The 18,847-nt window shown below is 53.6% G+C and carries 22 protein-coding genes; all 22 read right to left on the reverse strand.

The genetic code is table 11. From position 1 onward, the window contains the following. Positions 1-7: 7 nt before the first annotated feature. Positions 8-706: an ATP-binding cassette domain-containing protein gene (locus GKG41_RS12330; RefSeq protein WP_243133838.1), complete on the reverse strand. Its 699-nt coding sequence runs from the start codon at positions 704-706 to the stop codon at positions 8-10. Then, complete coding sequence (locus GKG41_RS12335; protein WP_154259031.1) at positions 688-1,482, reverse strand: ABC transporter ATP-binding protein; 795 nt, start codon at positions 1,480-1,482, stop codon at positions 688-690. Before GKG41_RS12335 ends, GKG41_RS12330 begins: the two co-directional genes overlap by 19 nt. Continuing rightward, the gene (locus GKG41_RS12340) at positions 1,482-2,273 is read right to left on the reverse strand and encodes an ABC transporter permease (protein ID WP_154259033.1); all 792 of its coding nucleotides are present in this window, start codon (positions 2,271-2,273) and stop codon (positions 1,482-1,484) included. Before GKG41_RS12340 ends, GKG41_RS12335 begins: the two co-directional genes overlap by 1 nt. After that, positions 2,270-3,232 carry an ABC transporter permease gene (locus tag GKG41_RS12345; RefSeq protein ID WP_154259035.1) on the reverse strand — a complete coding sequence of 321 codons (963 nt, stop codon included), beginning with the start codon at positions 3,230-3,232 and terminating at the stop codon, positions 2,270-2,272. Before GKG41_RS12345 ends, GKG41_RS12340 begins: the two co-directional genes overlap by 4 nt. Positions 3,233-3,351: 119 nt before the next feature. After that, positions 3,352-4,323 carry a helix-turn-helix transcriptional regulator gene (locus tag GKG41_RS12350; protein ID WP_154259037.1) on the reverse strand — a complete coding sequence of 324 codons (972 nt, stop codon included), beginning with the start codon at positions 4,321-4,323 and terminating at the stop codon, positions 3,352-3,354. Positions 4,324-4,533: 210 nt separating this feature from the next. After that, positions 4,534-6,336: a CHAP domain-containing protein gene (locus GKG41_RS12355; protein WP_154259039.1), complete on the reverse strand. Its 1,803-nt coding sequence runs from the start codon at positions 6,334-6,336 to the stop codon at positions 4,534-4,536. A 33-nt stretch (positions 6,337-6,369) separates the two neighbouring features. Then, entirely contained in the window at positions 6,370-7,158 is a 789-nt protein-coding gene (gene srtB, locus GKG41_RS12360; RefSeq protein ID WP_154259041.1) for a class B sortase, read from the reverse strand. An 18-nt stretch (positions 7,159-7,176) separates the two neighbouring features. Beyond that, positions 7,177-7,929, reverse strand: a complete 753-nt coding sequence (locus tag GKG41_RS12365; protein ID WP_154259043.1) for a DUF6674 family protein — start codon at positions 7,927-7,929, stop codon at positions 7,177-7,179. Between the two features lie 26 nt (positions 7,930-7,955). Further along, the gene (locus GKG41_RS12370; protein WP_087271213.1) at positions 7,956-8,360 is read right to left on the reverse strand and encodes a DUF6075 family protein; all 405 of its coding nucleotides are present in this window, start codon (positions 8,358-8,360) and stop codon (positions 7,956-7,958) included. Continuing rightward, positions 8,357-10,714 carry a VirB4-like conjugal transfer ATPase, CD1110 family gene (locus GKG41_RS12375; protein WP_154259045.1) on the reverse strand — a complete coding sequence of 786 codons (2,358 nt, stop codon included), beginning with the start codon at positions 10,712-10,714 and terminating at the stop codon, positions 8,357-8,359. Before GKG41_RS12375 ends, GKG41_RS12370 begins: the two co-directional genes overlap by 4 nt. Beyond that, on the reverse strand, positions 10,707-11,120 hold the full coding sequence (locus GKG41_RS12380) for a PrgI family protein (RefSeq protein ID WP_154259047.1): 414 nt from the start codon (positions 11,118-11,120) through the stop codon (positions 10,707-10,709). Before GKG41_RS12380 ends, GKG41_RS12375 begins: the two co-directional genes overlap by 8 nt. Positions 11,121-11,124: 4 nt before the next feature. Further along, positions 11,125-11,340 (reverse strand): hypothetical protein, encoded by a 216-nt coding sequence (locus GKG41_RS12385; RefSeq protein ID WP_154259050.1) that lies wholly within the window; start codon positions 11,338-11,340, stop codon positions 11,125-11,127. 16 nt (positions 11,341-11,356) lie between these two features. Next, a complete protein-coding gene (locus GKG41_RS12390; protein ID WP_154259052.1) occupies positions 11,357-12,193 on the reverse strand; it encodes a hypothetical protein in 837 nt (278 codons plus the stop codon). Between the two features lie 73 nt (positions 12,194-12,266). Beyond that, positions 12,267-12,617 carry a hypothetical protein gene (locus GKG41_RS12395; RefSeq protein WP_058967059.1) on the reverse strand — a complete coding sequence of 117 codons (351 nt, stop codon included), beginning with the start codon at positions 12,615-12,617 and terminating at the stop codon, positions 12,267-12,269. After that, on the reverse strand, positions 12,604-14,424 hold the full coding sequence (locus tag GKG41_RS12400) for a VirD4-like conjugal transfer protein, CD1115 family (RefSeq protein WP_154259054.1): 1,821 nt from the start codon (positions 14,422-14,424) through the stop codon (positions 12,604-12,606). The genes GKG41_RS12395 and GKG41_RS12400 overlap by 14 nt, the downstream gene beginning before the upstream one ends. Then, on the reverse strand, positions 14,411-14,704 hold the full coding sequence (locus GKG41_RS12405) for a hypothetical protein (RefSeq protein ID WP_243133839.1): 294 nt from the start codon (positions 14,702-14,704) through the stop codon (positions 14,411-14,413). Before GKG41_RS12405 ends, GKG41_RS12400 begins: the two co-directional genes overlap by 14 nt. A 15-nt stretch (positions 14,705-14,719) precedes the next feature. Beyond that, the gene (locus GKG41_RS12410; protein ID WP_154259056.1) at positions 14,720-15,643 is read right to left on the reverse strand and encodes a hypothetical protein; all 924 of its coding nucleotides are present in this window, start codon (positions 15,641-15,643) and stop codon (positions 14,720-14,722) included. 6 nt (positions 15,644-15,649) lie between these two features. Beyond that, positions 15,650-16,462 (reverse strand): PcfB family protein, encoded by an 813-nt coding sequence (locus GKG41_RS12415; protein ID WP_055271093.1) that lies wholly within the window; start codon positions 16,460-16,462, stop codon positions 15,650-15,652. 6 nt (positions 16,463-16,468) lie between these two features. Beyond that, complete coding sequence (locus tag GKG41_RS12420; protein WP_347563348.1) at positions 16,469-17,956, reverse strand: relaxase/mobilization nuclease domain-containing protein; 1,488 nt, start codon at positions 17,954-17,956, stop codon at positions 16,469-16,471. Next, positions 17,907-18,338, reverse strand: a complete 432-nt coding sequence (mobC, locus tag GKG41_RS12425) for a plasmid mobilization relaxosome protein MobC (protein WP_154259058.1) — start codon at positions 18,336-18,338, stop codon at positions 17,907-17,909. Before mobC ends, GKG41_RS12420 begins: the two co-directional genes overlap by 50 nt. Next, positions 18,335-18,448 (reverse strand): DUF3789 domain-containing protein, encoded by a 114-nt coding sequence (locus GKG41_RS12430; protein ID WP_015535520.1) that lies wholly within the window; start codon positions 18,446-18,448, stop codon positions 18,335-18,337. Before GKG41_RS12430 ends, mobC begins: the two co-directional genes overlap by 4 nt. A gap of 144 nt (positions 18,449-18,592) precedes the next feature. Then, on the reverse strand, positions 18,593-18,781 hold the full coding sequence (locus GKG41_RS12435; protein ID WP_154259060.1) for a DpnD/PcfM family protein: 189 nt from the start codon (positions 18,779-18,781) through the stop codon (positions 18,593-18,595). Positions 18,782-18,847: the final 66 nt, after the last annotated feature.

The raw sequence follows: 18,847 nt of genomic DNA on the forward strand, positions 1-18,847 counted from the left end.
TTTATATTTATCGAACGGCCTTTTTAGTAAATTTGCCGTGTTCGATCTCATAAATGACCTCGCAGAGCCGCGAGGCAACTTGAATGTCATGGGTAATGACCAAGTAGGCGCAGTCATGCTCCTGCTCATATTTTTCCAAAAGTTGAAGGACCGCTTCTGTTGAAATCAAATCAAGGCCTGCGGTTACTTCGTCCAGAATTAGAAATTCCGGTGATATAGACAGGGAGCGCAGCAATGCAAGCCGCCGCTGTTCCCCGCCGGACAGTTTTCGGACCGGAGTATCAAGGAGGCTTTTGGATAAACCGGTTTGTTCCATCAATTCAGCAATACGGTTTTTTCGCTGCGACGGAGAAAGATCAGTCAGATTTACAAGGGCTTCCTCTACATTTTTGGATGTACTCCATGATGGATTTAGTGTTCCGCCAGCATCCTGAAATACCGCTTGGATCTTGCCCCGATATTTTCTCCATTCACGCAGACCCCATTTTGTGGTATCAACGCCATTGATAAGGACACGTCCCTCAGAGGGGCGTTCCAGTCCAATCATCAATCGAGCCAGGGTGCTTTTTCCGCTGCCGCTTTCGCCCATAATGGCGATGCTATGGCCCTGCTCCCATATCAGTGAGGCGTGATCCAATGCACAAAATGTTTCCCCCTGCGCATCATAGTAGGTTCTGGTGAGGTTATCTAATTCAATGCGGTCCATTTCCAGTTCACCTCCTCCCGGTGACAGGCAGCTTCGGCAAATCGTTTGGTCCACGGCTGCTGCGGGTGAATGAATAGCTGCTCAGTCGCCTGTGTTTCAATAATTTTTCCATGTTCCATCACATGAGTGATAGGGCATAGGGCTTTCATTGCCTCAGTATCATGGGAGATGAACAAAATCGCTGCTGTTTCTTGATATTCCCTCAGTAACTCCAGTAATAAATCCCGATTTGCTTCGTCAAGGGCGCTGGTCGGTTCGTCTGCCAAAACATATTTAGGCTTCGTCCCCAAAATCAGCGCCATAGCAATCCGCTGAAGCATACCACCGGATAACTCTCCAGGATATGCACTCAGCACTCGCTTCGTATCGGTCAGGTTGACTTTCCGCAGCACATTTTCCGCAAGCGCGTGGGCCTGTTTTTTATCCAAACCAGTGTGCATACGGAGCGTTTCAATGATCTGCCGCTCCATCTTTGCGTGTGGGAAAAACGCTGTCATTGGGTTTTGCGGAATAAATCCAATCGTTTCCCCGCAAAGCATTCGGCGCTCCTTCGCACTATGCGTCAGCAAATTGTCTCCATCCAGGAGAATTTGACCCTGTGGGATTTCCAGATCGCCGCCGTTCATCCCCATAATGGATTTAATCAAAGTTGTTTTTCCGGAGCCGCTGGCTCCAGTCAGTCCAATACAAGTCCCTTCGTCAATAGACAATGAAACATCGGTTAAAATCGGTGCGTTATTTTTTACTTTCACGGTCAGTTTTTTGATCTCAAGCATCAGGCACCCTCCTTTTCCAAAAGCCGCCCCAAGTAGTTGAAACAGAGGGAGCTGATAAAGATAAAGAGGATCGGATAAAGGAGCAACTGCGGATGAGTTCCGGCCAATGCCCTTGCATCGGAAAGCATAACACCCCAATCAATTACATCATCGCCCAGAGAAAGGCCGATGAATGAGAAACCGGAAATCGCAATAATCATTTCTGCGCAGGAGAGGCAGATAAATTGCACGATGTCACGGATAATATTGGGAAGGATATGTACCAGCATGATCCGCACCTTGCTTGCACCGCAGGCAATCGCGCACATGATGTATGCTTTGTCATACTCAACTTCAATCAAAGTTTTGACCAGCTTAATCATCCGAAGGATTAAAGATGCCGTCAGTGCCACCAGCATGGTGGGGATACTGTTCCCCCAAATACCGATGAAGATAATCAGATAAGCCACCGGCGGTATCGCTGTAACTGCGTTCAAAATACTTTCTGCAAGAATATTTCTGCGGCGGCCTGTCTTTGCCAGTAAGATGCCAAAGAGGATACCAAGTAAAATGACAATGGCCGATCCGACCAGCACAATACCTAAAGTTGTTTTCCCTCCTTCAAGGATACGCGAAAACTCGCAGCGGCCGAAATCGTCTGTTCCAAACGGATATTCTGCGCTGCTGGGTAGATATTTGTCCCGAATATTTGTGGCCGTCGGATCGTGAGGAGCAAAAAACGATCCGAACAGGAAAAACAGCAATATTACAATCGGAATTGCATACGAGAGAATATGTTTTGTCCGGCTCATAGTCTGGCCCCCTCTCTCGCAGAAGCATCCCGTTGCAAAATTCGCCGTAGTATATCCGAAAGAATATTGAACATTACCAGCGAAAACGCAAGGAACAGAATTGTTGCGTGGATAACAGGCGAATCCCGATACAGCACGCTGTCAATGATTAAGTAACCAAGCCCCGGCAGGGAAAACACGCGCTCTACAATCGCAGAACCAGCCATACAAAGTCCGAGCATCTGGCAGAAGCTGGGTAGAAGTGTTACAACCGCGCTGGGAAGTGCGTATCGTAACAGGATTTTCCCTTCAGATAAACCTCTGCAACGAGCGTAGAAAGCACTGTCTTGCTCCATTTCTTTTTGAATGTTATTCGCCAGCATGGGCGAAAACAGGGCGATACACCCAATGGCGATACAGACCGCTGCCGGGAGGTACCGCATCAGTCCCGTGTTTCCTACCACCGATGTCAAACCGAGCTTGACAGCAAAAATATCGAGGTAGGAACTGGCAAAGAAAAAGGATGGGATGGACACTCCTGCAATACACAGAAAAATCATCGCATGGCCAATCATTCTTTTTCTTGTCAGATAACAAAGACAGCCGAACAGAAGAATGAAAACTGCTTGAATAATGGCAGAAATCAATACAATCGTTACGGTAATGCCAATAGCTGTTGTGACTTTCTCAAACACTGGCTGCCCGCTTACAAAGGATTCCCCAAAATCTAAATGGAGCGCATCCCGTACCCAAGTCACATACTGTACGGGCAGCGGGTCATTGAGGCCCATATCTTCCCGCAGCGCCTCCATCTGCTCATCCGTAAAGCTAAATGCGGCAAATGACCGGCGAGCATACGCTTCTGCCGGATCAATGGGCGATAGGCGCACAAGCAGGAAAGAAATCAGCGTGACAACAACGAGCGTTATAAGCATTTCAAGGACTTTATTGACGATAAATCGCCTTGTTGCCTTGCTCATTCGTTTCCCTCCTAAAAAAATAAGCTTTGTAGTTAGACATCGCTAACCGCAAAGCTTATAATACCCCATATTCAATTATTGCTCCACTCCAAGAAGCCTCAATCTATCCAAAAAGCCAATCAATTTCTGCTCTTTCTGTATTCGCTGGGAGACTGCCCTATAATTTCCTTAAAAGCAGCGGAAAACTTATTGGGATTTTCGTATCCGACCATTCCTGCTATTTCCGCTATTGACAGCTTTGTTGTAACCAAGAGTTTGGTAGCTGTCTGCATTTTGTATTCGCGCTGAAATGCGTGAATCGGTTTCCCGTAGACCGCCTTAAAGCAGTCTTTCAAAGCAGTAAGGCTCATTCCGTATCTATCTGCGATACTTTTCAATGTTTCCCGGCTATCTAATTGGTTTGCCAGCTCACATTTTAGTGCTTTAACCTTTTTGATTTGGTTGGCAGAATAGTATGCAGCAGTCTCAAAATTCTCTTGCGGGAGCATCTGGGAAAGCAGGAATAGACTTTCCAATACTTTTAACCGTAAGTATCCCATAGGAACTGTATCTCGTGCTTCGCAGATCTCTTGAAACACATGATGTAGATTGGGAGGTGTCTTAATAACCGAACAACAGTGTCCGACACAGAATTTGTCTATCAATTCTTTCAGATTTATTGAAACACCCTCCACAACATTTTCAAAAATCAATCCGGTTATATCTAAGTCGATTATAAACGCAACTCCATCGTAATATCCAATCGGAAATTCTGGTGGTTCTCGTTCGGGAGATAGGAGACTAACAGCGAAATCCCCTTCACCCAAGTATGTAACAAACCCATGCTTATACTCACACTCAAATCTTCCGGCACGACAATATGCTATTTCCAAAATGTTTGGCATCGCTCTATTTCTCATACGGCATGAGGAAGCCTCAAAAGTGGAATATGCTAAATCAATGCCGGGAAATAGATGGTAGCAGTGCATAAATCCGTTTGGTGTGTCGCATTGCATTTGGTATTTAGTTTCATTTTCGTTTTCTTCCATAACTTTTGCTTTGGGTCCAAAAACATCTGGCTTTACTATTTCTGCGTTTTCCATTAACTGCATTTAGGAAAATATCCCCCTTCCAGTGGTTAGCTGCATATAACTCAATATCATATTAACACAATCACAGAGGAAAGTCTATTTTTACCGCTAACATAAATGGATATTCATATTATGGCTGAACTGCGCATTATGACGTGCAAATTTGAATTTTGTATCTCTGTTATGTACCCAGCCGACTACGCGGCTGGTTTTTTTCTTTTTTTGAGGGAGTTAATAGGCCGGGCAACCGTAGCCCAGCACATCAGAATACCCAATAGGATAGCTGTTCTGGCGCACGGAATCGCCGGAGTTGCCCTCTACGGTATAGACACGGCCATTCTCGACTTTTTCCACAATACCCACATGGTCGGCTGACATATCGCCATCCCAATCAAAAAAGATGATGTCACCGGAACGCGGCTCATAGCTGCCCGACTGCCACAGCCCGCGCTCCTGGAACCAGGGAACACCCTGGGACGCGCAGGCCGCAAACTTCGGGATCACGCCGGCTTCGATATAACCGCACTCATTGGCGCACCAGCTTACAAAGCAGGCGCACCATTCCACACGGCTGCCAAAGCCGTACCAGCTCCAGTACGGTTCGCCGCCGACATTGCCCACCTGGGAGAGCGCCACCGTGACGATCTCGCCGTCCCCTCCGGTAATGCCGTAAAGCACCTGGGACCAAAGGGAATTATTCTCATCGGCCAGAAGCTCCGCCATCTGTTCCCGCTGGTCCTCGTTAAAGCCGAACTGGTCGGCCATTTCCTCCGCAGTCTTGTGACTGACAGTGATATACAGATAGGTTTGCGTGACCGTGGTTTCCGTTTCCACGATATTGCCGTTGCCATCGTCGGATGTTTCAATCACCGTTTCCGTCTGGGTGGACGTGCTGGACGAGATCTCATTCATCTGCCAGAAGATGTCCTTCAAAAGCTCCAGCTTCTCATCGTCCATGGTGGCCACTTCCTGGGCGTTGTCCGGGTCGGTGGTGGTTTTGACGGCGTAAACCGCCAATACCTCTTTCCATACAGCGCGGGAACCGGACATCTCCAGCACATCATAGCTGTGGGACGCCTTGATCTCATCCAGGTTCTCCTGGTAATCCGTATTGATCTCCTGTACGGCAGTCTGCATGGTCTGCCCGGTGCCGGAATCTTCGCCAGAAAAGAAAATCCCGAAACAGGAACCAATAATCATACCGATGAGGCAAATTACCACTATTATCAGCACGACAATCCAACCGCCCGCAGCAATAGCCGCAATCAGCGCCTTGGTTGCCGCAATGATGGCCTTCACCGCCGCGGCGGTGGCTTTGGCTGCAGCCTTGATCGCATGAGCAGTGGCGATGGCTGCTGCACGGGCGGCATGGATCGCAGCTCTGGCAGCCCGCGCCGTGGCCTGGGCAGTGCGCTGGGCGGCTTTGGCCGCCTGCTGACTGGTCTTGATACTGGCCTTGGCAGTCTTTTCCGCCGTCTTAATGGATTTGCTGGTGGTTTTTATGGTCCCCTTGGCCGTGGAAGAAGCCTGCTTGATGGTTTTTCGGCCCCTGTCCACTGTTTTAATGCCTTTCTTGCCGCGATCCAGGGTCTTGATGGCCCCACGCTCCTGACGGACCGCCTTGGCCGGCTCGGAAACCGTATCTGTTGCCTGACGCCCGCTCCAGCGTGTGGCAGGCTGACCAGCCTGCCGAGCCGCCTGTTTCTCTGCTTGTTTTTTCGGCTGTTCGGCTGCGGCTTTCCGCTTTTGGATTTTCTCCTTGACCTTGGAGATGTTCTCCTTGGTTGTCTGAACCCCCTTGCGGCCCTGTTTATCAAACTGGTGGACCGCTTCATGGGTGACGTTATCCACCCCAGCGGAAAGACGGTCGGACGCATACTCACCGGGGGAGCTTTCCTCCGCATACAGGCTGTGGTCGGCCTTATCCTTGGTGCGGATATACGCCTCCTTCATCCGTTCAGAAGCAACCGCCGCTTTATCAATCGCTTTAATGCCTTTTTTCTCAGAAACTCTTGTTTTAATGCCCTTGCCCATGGGCTTCACCTCCTTCCCAGGGCGGGGCCGCCCTTATTCCTCCAGCAGCTTGGCCACAACCACCATCCGCCCGTTGGTCCGGGAATACTCGCAGGTGGAAAGGGTGATAAGCTGGTCGCCATATTCCGCAGTCACACCCGTATCATAGAGCGCCAGTTCTTTGCACTTGGCAATAAACTCGTCAAAATCTTCTTCCTGCTCGGCCCGGACGAAGTGGTAATACTTGAACCCTTCCTCCGAATAGGCCACCGTCTTGAAGGCGGCAATTACCTCATATTCGCCAAAGCTGTCCAGGGTATCAAAACGGATGGTCTTGTGCTCCTGGTAGAAATCCTCGCTCTCGTACTTGCACAGGTCGGAGAACATACTGCCGTTGTTCATGTGATGGCCGTACAGCACCAGATTGTCGGAAATGCCGACGTCGCAGTTTTCCTGCATATAGGGCACCCCATAGCTGCTGTACGACTTATCAAAAGCGTGTTTCAGATAGAAGTTGGGGTTATCCTTGGTCTGCATGACAGGGTAATCAATCCGGGTGCCGGGAATGGAAATCCAGCCCACCAGGTCGCTGTTCTGGGCGTACACATCCGCATATTTCTCAAAGGCCGTGAGTTCTTCCGGCTCCTGGGCCGGGTCATCGGCCAGCTCCAGCGTGGGCAGCTCCACATCTTCCTTGACCAGCTCGGCCACCTCGTCAAAGGCTTCGGCGCTTTGCTTCTGATCCAGGTATTCCCGGCAGAGCATAGCCCCGGAGAAAAGGAAAAGGGCGGCACAAAGGGCCGCCCCCGCGATCATCAGTCTGCTTTTTACTTTGTCACTCATATTTTCACCCTCCTGTACTTATCGTGCCTGTTCTTTACTGGCCGCTTGGCGGCGCTGCCCGGCCTGGGCTGATTTTAGCCCCTGCAGTTCAGTTTTCACGGATGAGCGCCCACTATTGATTCGCTCCACAGTGAGAGCCGTGTCACGATCCATCTCAGAAAATGCCTTGCCGCAGTACAGCACAAAGCTCCGCAGCTTGGCAAGCACACCCTTATCCGCAGATAATTCCTTGCTTTCCTGGGGTTCCTTTCCCGCAAGGGCAAGCCCGGCGTTTTTGATGTGGCCGCCCGCCTGGTGCAATTCTTCCCGCATGGCGTCCAGCCTCACGGCGAGCTGCCCCATGCTTTTTTCCGCATGGGCAAAGCCCCGTCCCATCCGGGAAAGAACCGAGGGGATACGCAGGGCCTGTGCCGCATGGCACAGGGCAGAGCGCCCTTTCTCCCGGAAAGTCTGCACCATCTGCTTTGCAGATGAAATGAGGTTTTCTTTTGCCGTGGAAACCATCACTTTGGTCTGGCGGACTTTACCCTCCACAGTGTCTACAAGCTGAGAGCACCGGGCGCGGATTCCCTTGTCGTGGAGCTTGCCCACCTCCAGGCGCATTTCCTTCATTTCGTCCATCATCTGTGACAGCTTTTCTTCCATACCGTCGATATAGCCCACCAGGGCCTGCACTTCTTCCTTTTGCTTTTGAAGCCCGTTCTGCTCCAAAACGGAAATCAGGTCTATGATCTGCGGGTGGTCCCGCAGCGCAAGTGCCGGTTCAGCCATTGTTCATTCCTCCATTCTCAAAAGTATCATCGCGCCGGTTCCACCTGCTTTTTCGCAGGGGGCAGCTCCCGGCAGTATTCCGGGTAACGGATTTTCACGCCCTCCATAAAGTAAGGTGCAAACTCGCAGCAGAACAAATCCTCCGGGGAATAGGCGTTGCTGTGCTCCGGGTCGGTGTAGCCGTTCCAGAGATTGAAAGCAAGGCGGCACACCCGGACAGTGCCGCTGGTCTGCCAGCCGCCGTGCATGCCATCCGGCTCGATGCAATCCTGCTTGAAATCAAACATCTGGCGGATGTTTGCCCGCGTTTCTGGGGCAATCCCCATCACATAGAAAAAGGCCCGGTGGTAACAGTCGTTCCGCCGCGCCTCGCTCATCATATCTAAAAAGAAATCTCGGTGTTCCGGGGACGCAAAGCGGATATTGTTCATGCCGGCACCTCCTCGCCGCCGAATACACCTTCACCGGGTTTGGTGGTCATCAAAGCATAGAGCCTGGTGTCACGGGGGAACCGGTTGATGAAAGGCACCAGGGCACTGCCATACCGGATGAGGCCGCAGCCCGCGTCTGCGTTGGTGACGTAGCTCATCTGCTCATTGGAAATGTTCAAGAGCTTCGCCAGCTTTGCCCGGTCGGATGCCGCCTGGTTCAACATGACAATAAACTCCGAGTTGGAAAGCATGGTGCTGGCCTGGACGGAATCCAAAAGGTACTCCACATTCTGCGTGATGGCTGTGGGATAAGCGCCGCGCTTTCTAAACTGCCTCCATGCGGAATTAAAGAAAATGCCGCTTTGCTCATTTTCAAACATCACATGAAACTCATCGATGAACACATGGGTACGCTTGCCCCGTTTCCAGTTGAGGGTGACGCGGTTCAGGATTGTATCGGTGATGACCAGGGAACCGGCAGGCTTTAGCTGCTCGCCCAGGCCGTGGATGTCGAACACCACATAGGGCTTGTTCAAATCCACTGTGCTTTCCCGGCCAAAGATGTCCAGGGAGCCGGTGGTGTAAAGCTCCAGGGAAAGGGCGATCTCTTTGGCCTTGTCCTCTGGCTGCTCCAGCAGCTTATTCCGCAGGTCGCAGAGGGTGGCCACCCGCCCGATCTTCTCCGCCTCCGGGTACACCAGTGCGGTGCAGCGGTCGATAATGGATTTATGCTGCGGCCCCACTCCGCGCTTGTCGATCTGCTCGATGAGGGACATGACAAACTGGCTCTTTTCCACGATGGGGTTTTGCTCACCGTAGCCCTCTACCATATACATGGCGTTGAGGCGGTCTTTGCCGCCCGCCACCAGATGGGCCACCGTTGCTCTCTCCCGGCCCAGGGCTTTGACCAATGCGCCAAATTCTCCCTCCGGGTCGCAGATCAGGATGTCGTCATTGGCGTAATCCGGGTGGAGCATGAGGAACGCAATCAATTCCTTTGCACTGAAGGATTTGCCTGCGCCAGGTACGCCCAGCAGAAAGGCCGACTGGTTCAAAAGGTTCGCCTTGTTGCACATGATGAGGTTGTGGGAAATGGCGTTCTCTCCAAAGTAAATGCCGCCCTTATCCTGGATCTCCTGTACCTTGAAGGGGATGAATACCGCCAAACTCTCGGTGGTGAGGGTGCGGAAGGCGTTGATTTTCCGCACCCCGATGGGCAGGGCGGTGTTCAGGCCATCAAGCTGCTGGAACTTGAGCACCGCAAGCTGGCACATGTGCTTTCGCGCCACAGAGAGCACCGCTTCGGTGTCGCTGTCAAGCTGCTCCTTGGTGTCGGCGGTGATGGCCAGGGTCATCACCGCGAACATCATCCTCTGGTCGCGGGTGGTGAGGTCGTCCAAAAACTCCTTGCTTTCCTTGCGCTGCAATTCCATATCGTAGGGGACCACAGCAGAGAAGTTGTTGTTGGCGTTCTGGCGGCGCTGCCAGTTGGTGATGTTGGTCTCCACACCCAGCAGGCGGTTTTCCACCTCCCGCACGGCCTCATCCGTGGGAACCGGCACAATGTCGATGGAGAACATCAGATTGCGGTTGAAATCGGTCAGCTCCGTCACCATGTTATCCTTAATATAAGAGGCGTAGTCTTTGAGGAACAGCACTCGGCAGAACTTGCTGCCCAGCTTCAGATAGTCGCTGTTTTTCTCGATCCCATCCGGGCAGATATAGTCCTTAAAGCTGTGGCCTCGCTTCATCATCTCGCGGGCATTGAAAACAAATTCGGATTCCTCGCCCTGGCGGTAGAAGTCGTGCAGGATACGCAGGCGCTCGGTGGCGTCCAGCTCCACGCACTTGGAGCCAAGGGCTGCAAAGTGGGAAATCAAGTCGGCCCCCACGCGGGCAAAGTAGGCGCGGGCCTCCTCGATGTCCTTCTTCACCACGGAGATGGTGATATACTTCTCCTGGGTAATGCCGTTGGCTCCGGTGGCCTTGTCCAGCAGCATTTGGTTGTACTCCTTACGGTACTCATCCCGAAAATCCCCCTGCATGGGCATGAGGATGGACGTTTCAAAGTTGGCCTTGTTCATACGGCGGTTGTTGATGGTAATTTTCGTCACCGCGCCGGAATCCAGGGAATTGAGCAGTTCTGAGTAGGTGAGGAACATGGATTCCTTGTCCTCCCGGCTGGCCACCAGATAGTTGATGTCGCTGAATTTATAGGTTTTGGAGAACTTGTTTCCCACCAGAAAAATACCGTCCGGCCAGATACGGCGGACGGGGATCACATCCTGCACCTTCCGGGGGACAGTGTAGCGTTCCTTTTCCTGCTTGGACATGGTTTTGATGGTCTTAATCATGCTTTGCCTCCTTCCGCTTGCTAAAGTGTTTCGGCTCCTGCCGGCGCTTTTTGCCGGGACGCCCGGTTTGCAGCTCCTCGATGGTATCTTTCAGAGCCGCATAGTAGTAGTTGCTGTCCTCGAACTTAAACTCCTTCGGCTCCAGCATTTCCGATCGCAGCCACGCCCAGATAAATTGTTCCGCCGTCATGCCGTGGTAGGTGATAAAGCCCAGCATGGCAAAGGGGGCCGCCCCCAAAATACACATCCAGGACAGTGTTTCCACCCCAAAGTAGGGACGTAGTATAAAATAAAGGCCCACGGCCACGCCGCAGGCGAGAACAGAAAAGATGAACTGCCGCATACTCAAACCGAAAAACATGGATTCGGTGTAGTTGCGGATTTCCCGGTTGATCTTGACTTCCAAAATATCACCTCACAATCACATCGCCGGTTTCCAGGTAAACAATGCTGCTCTTGGGGATATAGGCAAAGCCCAGAAGCCGGTCGCCCACGGTAAAAATCTCGTCAGGGGCAGCTTTGGAAAAGTGGCCCACAATCCCTTTTTCAGCGGGCAGGTCGTAATCCTCCGCCATCGGGATGGCGGTTCCGTCAATCAAGTGCAGCACATAGGTTTGATAACGCATTTGTTTTCCTCCTTTTTTACAGGCCCATCATCTCGCGCACCACGCGGTCGGCCATTTTCACCGCGCCCACGAGGACAAGCATATTAAAGACCAGCTCCCCGATATAGCTCCACACCTGCGTGACTGCCGCCGCATTGGGGTCAATGGCAGGCGGGGCCGCCGCGAACAGGGAAAAGATAATGCAGGCCAGCACAATGATGGCCCCTTCCAGACACACGGCGGCATAGCTCTTGATAAAGCTCTTGCCCACGTTTTGGGTCGGTTCCCCGGCGAAGGTGGACAGGGGCACCGGCGCGATGGCCGTGTATAAATAGAGCTTAAAAAACCGCCCGTAGACGGTCATTATCATAATGAAGCTGAGGACTGTAATGAACAGCCCGCCGATGAGCGTGACCGCCCAGAGAGGGATACTCTCGAAAAATCCGCAGCTTTCCACCGCGTCAATGATCTCCTGCGGCAACACAGTCTGTTGGGCCGAACCAAAGCCCGCCGCGTTCATAATGGTGGAAACAAGGCCCTGGACGATATTAAAGAGGGCCATCATCAGCTCCAGCCCATAAGTCACGACGCCCTTGGCAATGGCGAACCGGATAAACAGCTTTAAGGCGTGCTCCGGTTTCTTTACCTCGGCAAAGCTGCCGCAGGTACGCATGACGCCCACTACAAAGAACAGCACCAAAAGCGCAAGGCCAATCGCCCTTACCGCGTCATGGATGTTGACAATGACGCCCCAGATGGAGCCGCCCTTAAACTGTTCCGGGCTTTGGGTGATGAGCTGCCAGATCTCAGACAGGTACTTGTTCCAGGTGTCGAGGGCATTTTGTAAATTTTGTACAACCCAGTTATCGGACATTCAACAACCTCCTTTCCGGCAACGGTAAGGGGCAGGCCGCCATGGACCTGCCCCCGTACTGCCGTTATTCAAATCAGCCGGTAATCAGGGTCAAAATCTCCTTCGCAAACGTAATCACAACGCCGCCGGCCAGGGTAAGAAAACCGTTGGCCCGCTGGCTGGGGTCGTGGGATTTGAGAGACAAGCCGATCTGTACCACGCCGAAGCCCAGCAGGATCATACCTACGGCGCGGATCAGGCCGAAGATGAAATCACTAAGGTTGTTGATAACCGTCAACGGGTCGCTGGCGGCAAAGGCCGTAGTGGTGCAGCAGCACAGCATGAGCACCAGAGCCGCATAAACGGCAAAGGCGCTCCGGCCCTTTCTGCCCATGGGCAGGCTGCGGGTTTCTTTCTTCTTGTTTTCCTTCTTAATCCATTTCATTTTGGGTGTCCTCCTTGAATTGAAAGATATTCTCCATGTCCTCATCGGACAGAAGCTCGTAAAGGGTTTCCGGCTCCTGGATATTGGCAAGGTCGCCGGGGGTAAGGCGGCCAATAACCATATCCGCCACGGCGTTTTCAGTGCCGCCATGGGTAAAGGCCGCTGCACCGCCGTCGGTGGTGTACTTGATGTTGGGGTGTTTCAAAAGGTCGTACTTTTCATCCATCAGCGGCGCTTCGCCACGGATAAAGAGCAGAGCCAGGTTGTTGTCCAGCATACGGACCTCATCGGGCGTCATCAGCTCCCGGCCCGTGATCTGGTTGTTGGTGGAATAGCTGCCGGAATGCCCGGTGCTCTTGCCGTAGGTGTCCAGCCAGAGGGTGCTTTTCCCCAGGTAGTTCTCGGAGATCAGCTTGTGGGTGGACGTTTCATTGCCGCCCAGATACAGAAATTCATCGCAGTTGCCGATGATGGATTCCCATTGCTTTTCAAACAGCGCCTTGAGCTGGGCAATGTTCTGGATGATGATGGAAACGCTGATATTCCGGGAACGCATGGTGGCCAGCAGCTTGTCGAAATCATCGGGCAGCGAAACATTCGCAAACTCGTCCATCAAAAAATGCACCGGTGTGGGCAGGCTGCCGCCGTGTACCCGGTCGGCAGAATAAAAAAGCTCCTGGAAGGTGCTGGCATACAGCAGGCTTACCAGGAAGTTGAAGCTGGCGTCGTTGTCCGGGATGAGGGCAAAGAGTGCTACTTTTTTCTCGCCCAGGCTGGAAAGGTCCAGCTCATCCGTGGCGGTGAGGGCCGCCACCGAGGAAAGATTGAATTTTTCCAGGCGGGACGCCAAAGTGATTTGAATGGATTTCAGCGTTTTTGCAGAGCCGGAACGGTAATCCTTGTAATACTTCACGGCGATGTGGTCCGGGGAACGCATTTCCAGCCGGTCAAACAGCTCGTCCAGGGGGGATTGGTAGGAATCATCATCCTCCCGCACCTCCCCGGCTCGGAGCATCTCCATAATCATGGGGAAATTCTTCTCGTCCTCCGGCGCTTCGTACCACAGGTAAAACACCAAGGCCATCAAGAGCATTGAGGCCGCCGTATCCCAGAAAGGGTCGTTGGACTGGCTCCCTTTCGGGGTGGTGGCTTTGAAAAGGTTCGTCACCATCTTCTGCACATCGTTGTCGGATTTCAGATAGGCAAAGGGATTGTAGCAGTGGCTTTTCTCCATGTTCAGAAGGTCCACTACCTTAATCTCATAGCCCATCCGTTCCAGCAGGCCGCCACAGTCACGAAGCAGCTCCCCCTTACAGTCCAAAACAAAAAGTGACGTATTGCATTGGCAGATGTTCACTTTACCATAGAACCGGCTCTTGCCCGCGCCGCTGCCGCCCACCACCAAAGTGTTGAGGTTGCGGCGGTGCTTCCGGCCATCCAGCCCCATGCGGACGTGTTGGGTAAAAATGCGGTTTTTGAACGGGTCCTTGTCCCGGTATTTCTTATTTACGGCCCGCGGATCGCCCCATTTGGCGGAACCGTGTTCTTCGCCTCGTCTATAATTGCGCCGGGAAGAAAGATAAATGCCAATGCCCAGCCCATAGGCGGCAATAAAAATGAGGACAGTTTTTACACTGTCCTCACACCACACGATTTTGAATGGATCGTTCATTGCCGCAGGCAGGGCGTTTACGATCTCCGAAAGTCCCCCGGAAATGGCAGGCGCAATCAGCAGGGCGAACCAGATCACCGGGACCAGCCCCAGGGCATAGAGCCAGGGGCCGCCCGCCTTGTTATCTGGCTTCATCCCGGCGTCTTCCTTTCTTGGGGGTCCCCGCAAAGTCATCAGACTTTGTGGGGAGAGGAGGAGCGGCGGAACGGTCGAGCTTTTGCCCGCCTGCGGGCGAAACGAGAGAGTGCAGCCCGCGACGACGAGGGGCGTCAATGGTTTTCAGCAGAACATCCTCCACCGGGCCGGGGTCGCGCTGTTCCTCCAGCATATCGTTGCGCAGCTCATTGAGGGCGCGAATCATGATCCCATGCTCATAGCTGTCCAGGGTGAGGACGACTTTTTCCTGTTTTTCCATGGGTCTACTCCTCCTTTACCGTTCCTGTTCCTTCTGCTTGCTGTCGCGGGTGAGGCCCATAGCCCTGGCCATACGGCCATTGAGGGATTTGAACGTATCCCGCATATCGGTGAGGGCAGCAGGAATATCCTCCCTGGGGACCTGCCCCTGAAACACGCCGTCCAGTTTGGAAATCTCATACTCTTTGGCGTCCACGCCATACCGCTTACAGAGCATATAGCTGACAGCATAGGCTTTGTAGCCATCTGTCTCTCTGGAATAGCCGTCCATGCTTTGGGCAAGCTGCACGTTGGCAACCTCCAGAGAAACACAGCGGAAGATGTCCGGCGCGTCCATGCCCTTTTTCACCAGGATGGCGTTCTGCTCTGCAGAAAACATGGCCCCACGGCCCTGTGGCAGTTCCTCCACGGCCCGGATGGGCACCGGGGAACTGGCGATCAGGCCCTTTAAGAGCAGGCGGTCATCGTAGCTCACCTGGGGCTGTGTCTGATCCCGCGCCGTAGTCTGGGAAATATCATAGACTTCCTTGGCGTAAAAGTTCTGGCCCACGCTGCCATCCTCACGCCGGTATGCCTTGCCCGGCTCCAGAATGATGATGGGCAAACGCTTCTCATCCTCCAAAATCTCGATCCCCTGGGCGTGCCACTCCTTGTAGCCGCCCACACGCACCGCGTCGGGGCATTGTTCCCCGATCAGCAGCGCATTGCGAGCAGAGTGGAAGGGGAACCGGCTCTGCACATCCAGATATGCCTCCATACTGCCCGTACCCTCAGAGAACTCTCCAAAAATCTTATCCAGAGTGGCATAGGCTTCTTTTCGCTGCTTTTCCTCTTTTACCTGCCACCACTGGCGCTTAGGGCGCTCTTTCCGGCTTTCCTGTTTCTGCGGCGCGGCCTCCGCCTGGGGCTGCTGTTCAAACAGATCATCAAAGTTATTCATCACAGATTACCTCTCTTTCGATTTGGGTTTCTTTTTGGGTTTGGGCGGCTGGTGCCGTGTGGTTTTCTGAGCCGCCTTCTTCTGGGGCGCAGCCGGCTCCTCGGCCCTGGCAGCCTCCGCCTCCTTCTTCCGCTGGGCCTGGATGTCCCGCAGCTCCTGCCGGACGGAAGGCTTTTCGGCCCCATCAGAAGTACCCCTTGCGGACTTGCTGCTGTTCTCGGAGATAGGCGCGGACGGATGGGATTTTTCCGCCGCTGGTGTAAAAGAATCGGTTTTCTCCGCTGCCGGGTGCTCTGGCTGGGCCTTCTCTTTCTGGACGGGCTTCTCCATCAGCTCATCCAAAAGCTGGTCGTCCTCGCTTTTTTCCGGCATGGCCTGCTCCGGGGCGGCGGGTTCGCTGCCGCGCTGTTCGCGGGATTTCTCAATATCCTCCTTGATCGAAGCCGTATCCACAACGGTGAGCTTGAACTTCTCCACGATCCGGTTGGCTCTGGCGGCGTCATCCTCGAACACCAGAATGTCGATGGTGTCGTCACCTTTTTTCACCGGGATGGGAGCATAGAGAATCCCGTACCCCTTGGCTTGCTTGGCAAACTCCGGGCAATCCTCCTTCTTGATGGTGTAAACCTTTAAGGGGCGCTTTTCCCGCAGCATAGCTTCAATGCGGGCTTTGCCCTTGGTCTTTTTCTGGTCTTTCAAAACCGTGTAAAGGGCGGCGGCCAGATTTTTAGCAGCAGAACCGGTGATCTTGAGGGCAAATTCAGCACCCTCCAGGCTCATCCGTACCACTTGCTCCGCCGCGTCGCCTGAGTTATACATCAAAAATCATCTCCTTCCTGGGGGAGCCGCCCGGCCCTGCTCCGGCTCATGGCGGGCTTTCTCATCCCTGCCGGAGACTTCCTCACGGGCGGCCTGTATCTTATCCTTGATGGAAGTGGAGCGCAGGGCAATATCCCCGCACAGCTTCACCTCCCGGCGCAGCTCCTTGATCTGCGCAGATAGTTTGGAGATCTCAGCCCGGATATACTCCTGCCTGGCAGGGTCGGCCAGCACTGCCTTGGTGCGAAGTTTCCGGTACAGGCTTTTCCGCTGTTCCGTCAGGCCGGCAAGCTGAGATTCCACATCGGACCGATAGGCGTTAAGCTGCTCCAGGGTGTCAATGCGGTGGCGGGAGAGAAGGCGGGCTTCGTCGGTAAGCTCCTGCGCCCGGATCAAATCTTCCCGCAGTGTATGAGGCACCCGCCTGGGCGGGCGGTTCTGCTTTTGGGGGAATACCCCCAGCAGATAGCAGTAATGGAAGTAGAGGGCGCGGAACCCCGTCACCTTTTTAGCCTGTTTCAAATCCCCGCGGAGCCTGCACCGAAACGGCTCCGGCCTGTGTTCCCGCTGGGGGCGGCGCTGGGCTAAAATCCGCCTGCGGATGTTCTCCATCGAGTAGTCCTCGCCAAAGTTACGCATGAGCTTGCGTCCACGGGGGTAATTCGGCGGGCGGACCGTAATATCCTTGCCCACCTTGACGTCATAGCCCATCTGCCGCAGATGATAAAAAAACTGCCGTTCCGTCATAGACTGGCGGATGGCAGTATCCACATCGGCTTTGATGAGGGAGAGATAGGTGGGGCGGCCTTCCTGCTCGGCCCGCCATTCCCCGTAGTGCTTGGATTTTCCCCGCTGGGGGTTCTCAATGACGGAAAGCCCATACTCCCGGCACAGCCGGTCGGATTCCCGCTGCATATCGAAATAATCCTGCTCGGTACGGTGGTACTTGATGCCGTCCACGAAGGAAACCGTGTTCACTACAAAATGATTGTGCAGATGATTTTCCCTGTCCAGATGGGTAGCCACCAGCACCTGGTATTTTTCACCCCACAGCTTTTTTGCCAGGGCAAGGCCGATCTCATGGGCCAGCTCCGGCGTGGCCTCGCCGGGGGCAAAGCTCTGATAGCCGTGGTAGGCCACAGTCCCGTCCTCCTTTCCGAAACGCTTTTTTACCGCTATCATCTCATCGCGGGCAGTAGAGGGGCTGCAATTCACCCCGGAAACAAACTGCCGCATGACCGTTTCGCCTTCGCTTTCCACCGCCTTGCCTGTTTTTTGCTGCTGGACGGCATACTCGATCACATCGGATAGGCCCTGGGCCTCCTTGCCATCCATATCCTGTTTTTCAAAGAAATCAGGATTTTCGGTCTTGTCTGGATTCTCGATATAGATGAGGACCTTGCCCAGCCAGCCGTTCACCCGCCAGATGGATGTGGTAGCCACGTCACACCGCGCTCCGCTTGCCGCTTTTGCCGCAAGCGTCAAAAGGCTCACCGCTTCGCGGGTGCTCCTTCTCCCCACGAAGCAGGCTTCGCGGGGACCCCTTCGTGTCCATAGCGCGGGGAAGGATCACCGCTTGGGTGATGTCCCGGACAAGCTGGTCAAACTTCCGCATTTCCTCATCGTAGCGGCGCTCATCAATGACGCCCAGCACATGGGCTTTCTGGGCGATCTGGTTGAGGTTGCCGCCGATCCGGTGAAGCTCCCGCATAAAGTCGTAGTAGGCGGGCGGTGGCGCGTCCTGGGGAACCAGGCCGTTCACCAGATGGCGCAGGTACGCCTCGCGGGAAAGGCCGCTGCGTTTTACTTTCTTGTTAAAGGCTTCCGCCTCTTTTTTGTCCAGCCAGAACTGGACGTGTACGTTGCGTTTTCTCATTCTTCTGAATCCTCCTTTCTGCCGATGCGGTTGATTTGAAGCAGGCACATAATCAGCACGCCGACCACACCGCCCAGCAGAAATCCAATGGCGAAAAACAATCCTTCCATGAAAACCTCCATCCTTTCAAAAGGGGTATTAGGGGGCGTTCCCCCTAACAAGCGGCCTTTGTGGTATCACAAAGGCGATGCTTGCTGGTACAGCTACATTCCATTCCCCTGCGGGGAATCCGGGACAGGCGAAAAAAGAACTCATCACTCGCCCCGGTCACGGGAATACCGCTTTGCGTGGAACTCCACGCCGGTAAAATGGTTGGCGTCCAGAACGACTTCGCCGCGTTTCCATTGATCCCTGGCAAACTGCTCGGCCTCCTCCCGGCTATTTGCCGCCACCTTCATTTTCACCTCCAGCGTTTCCCGGATGGTGACATCATAATGGTTCATCGCTCACGCTCCTCTCTATAAATGGGCAACAAAAAAGAGCGTCCATTTTCAGAACGCTCTCCAAAA

This window comes from Lactonifactor sp. BIOML-A5 (assembly GCF_009677585.1).
In the GTDB taxonomy this organism is placed as follows: Bacteria; Bacillota; Clostridia; order Lachnospirales; family Lachnospiraceae; genus Lactonifactor.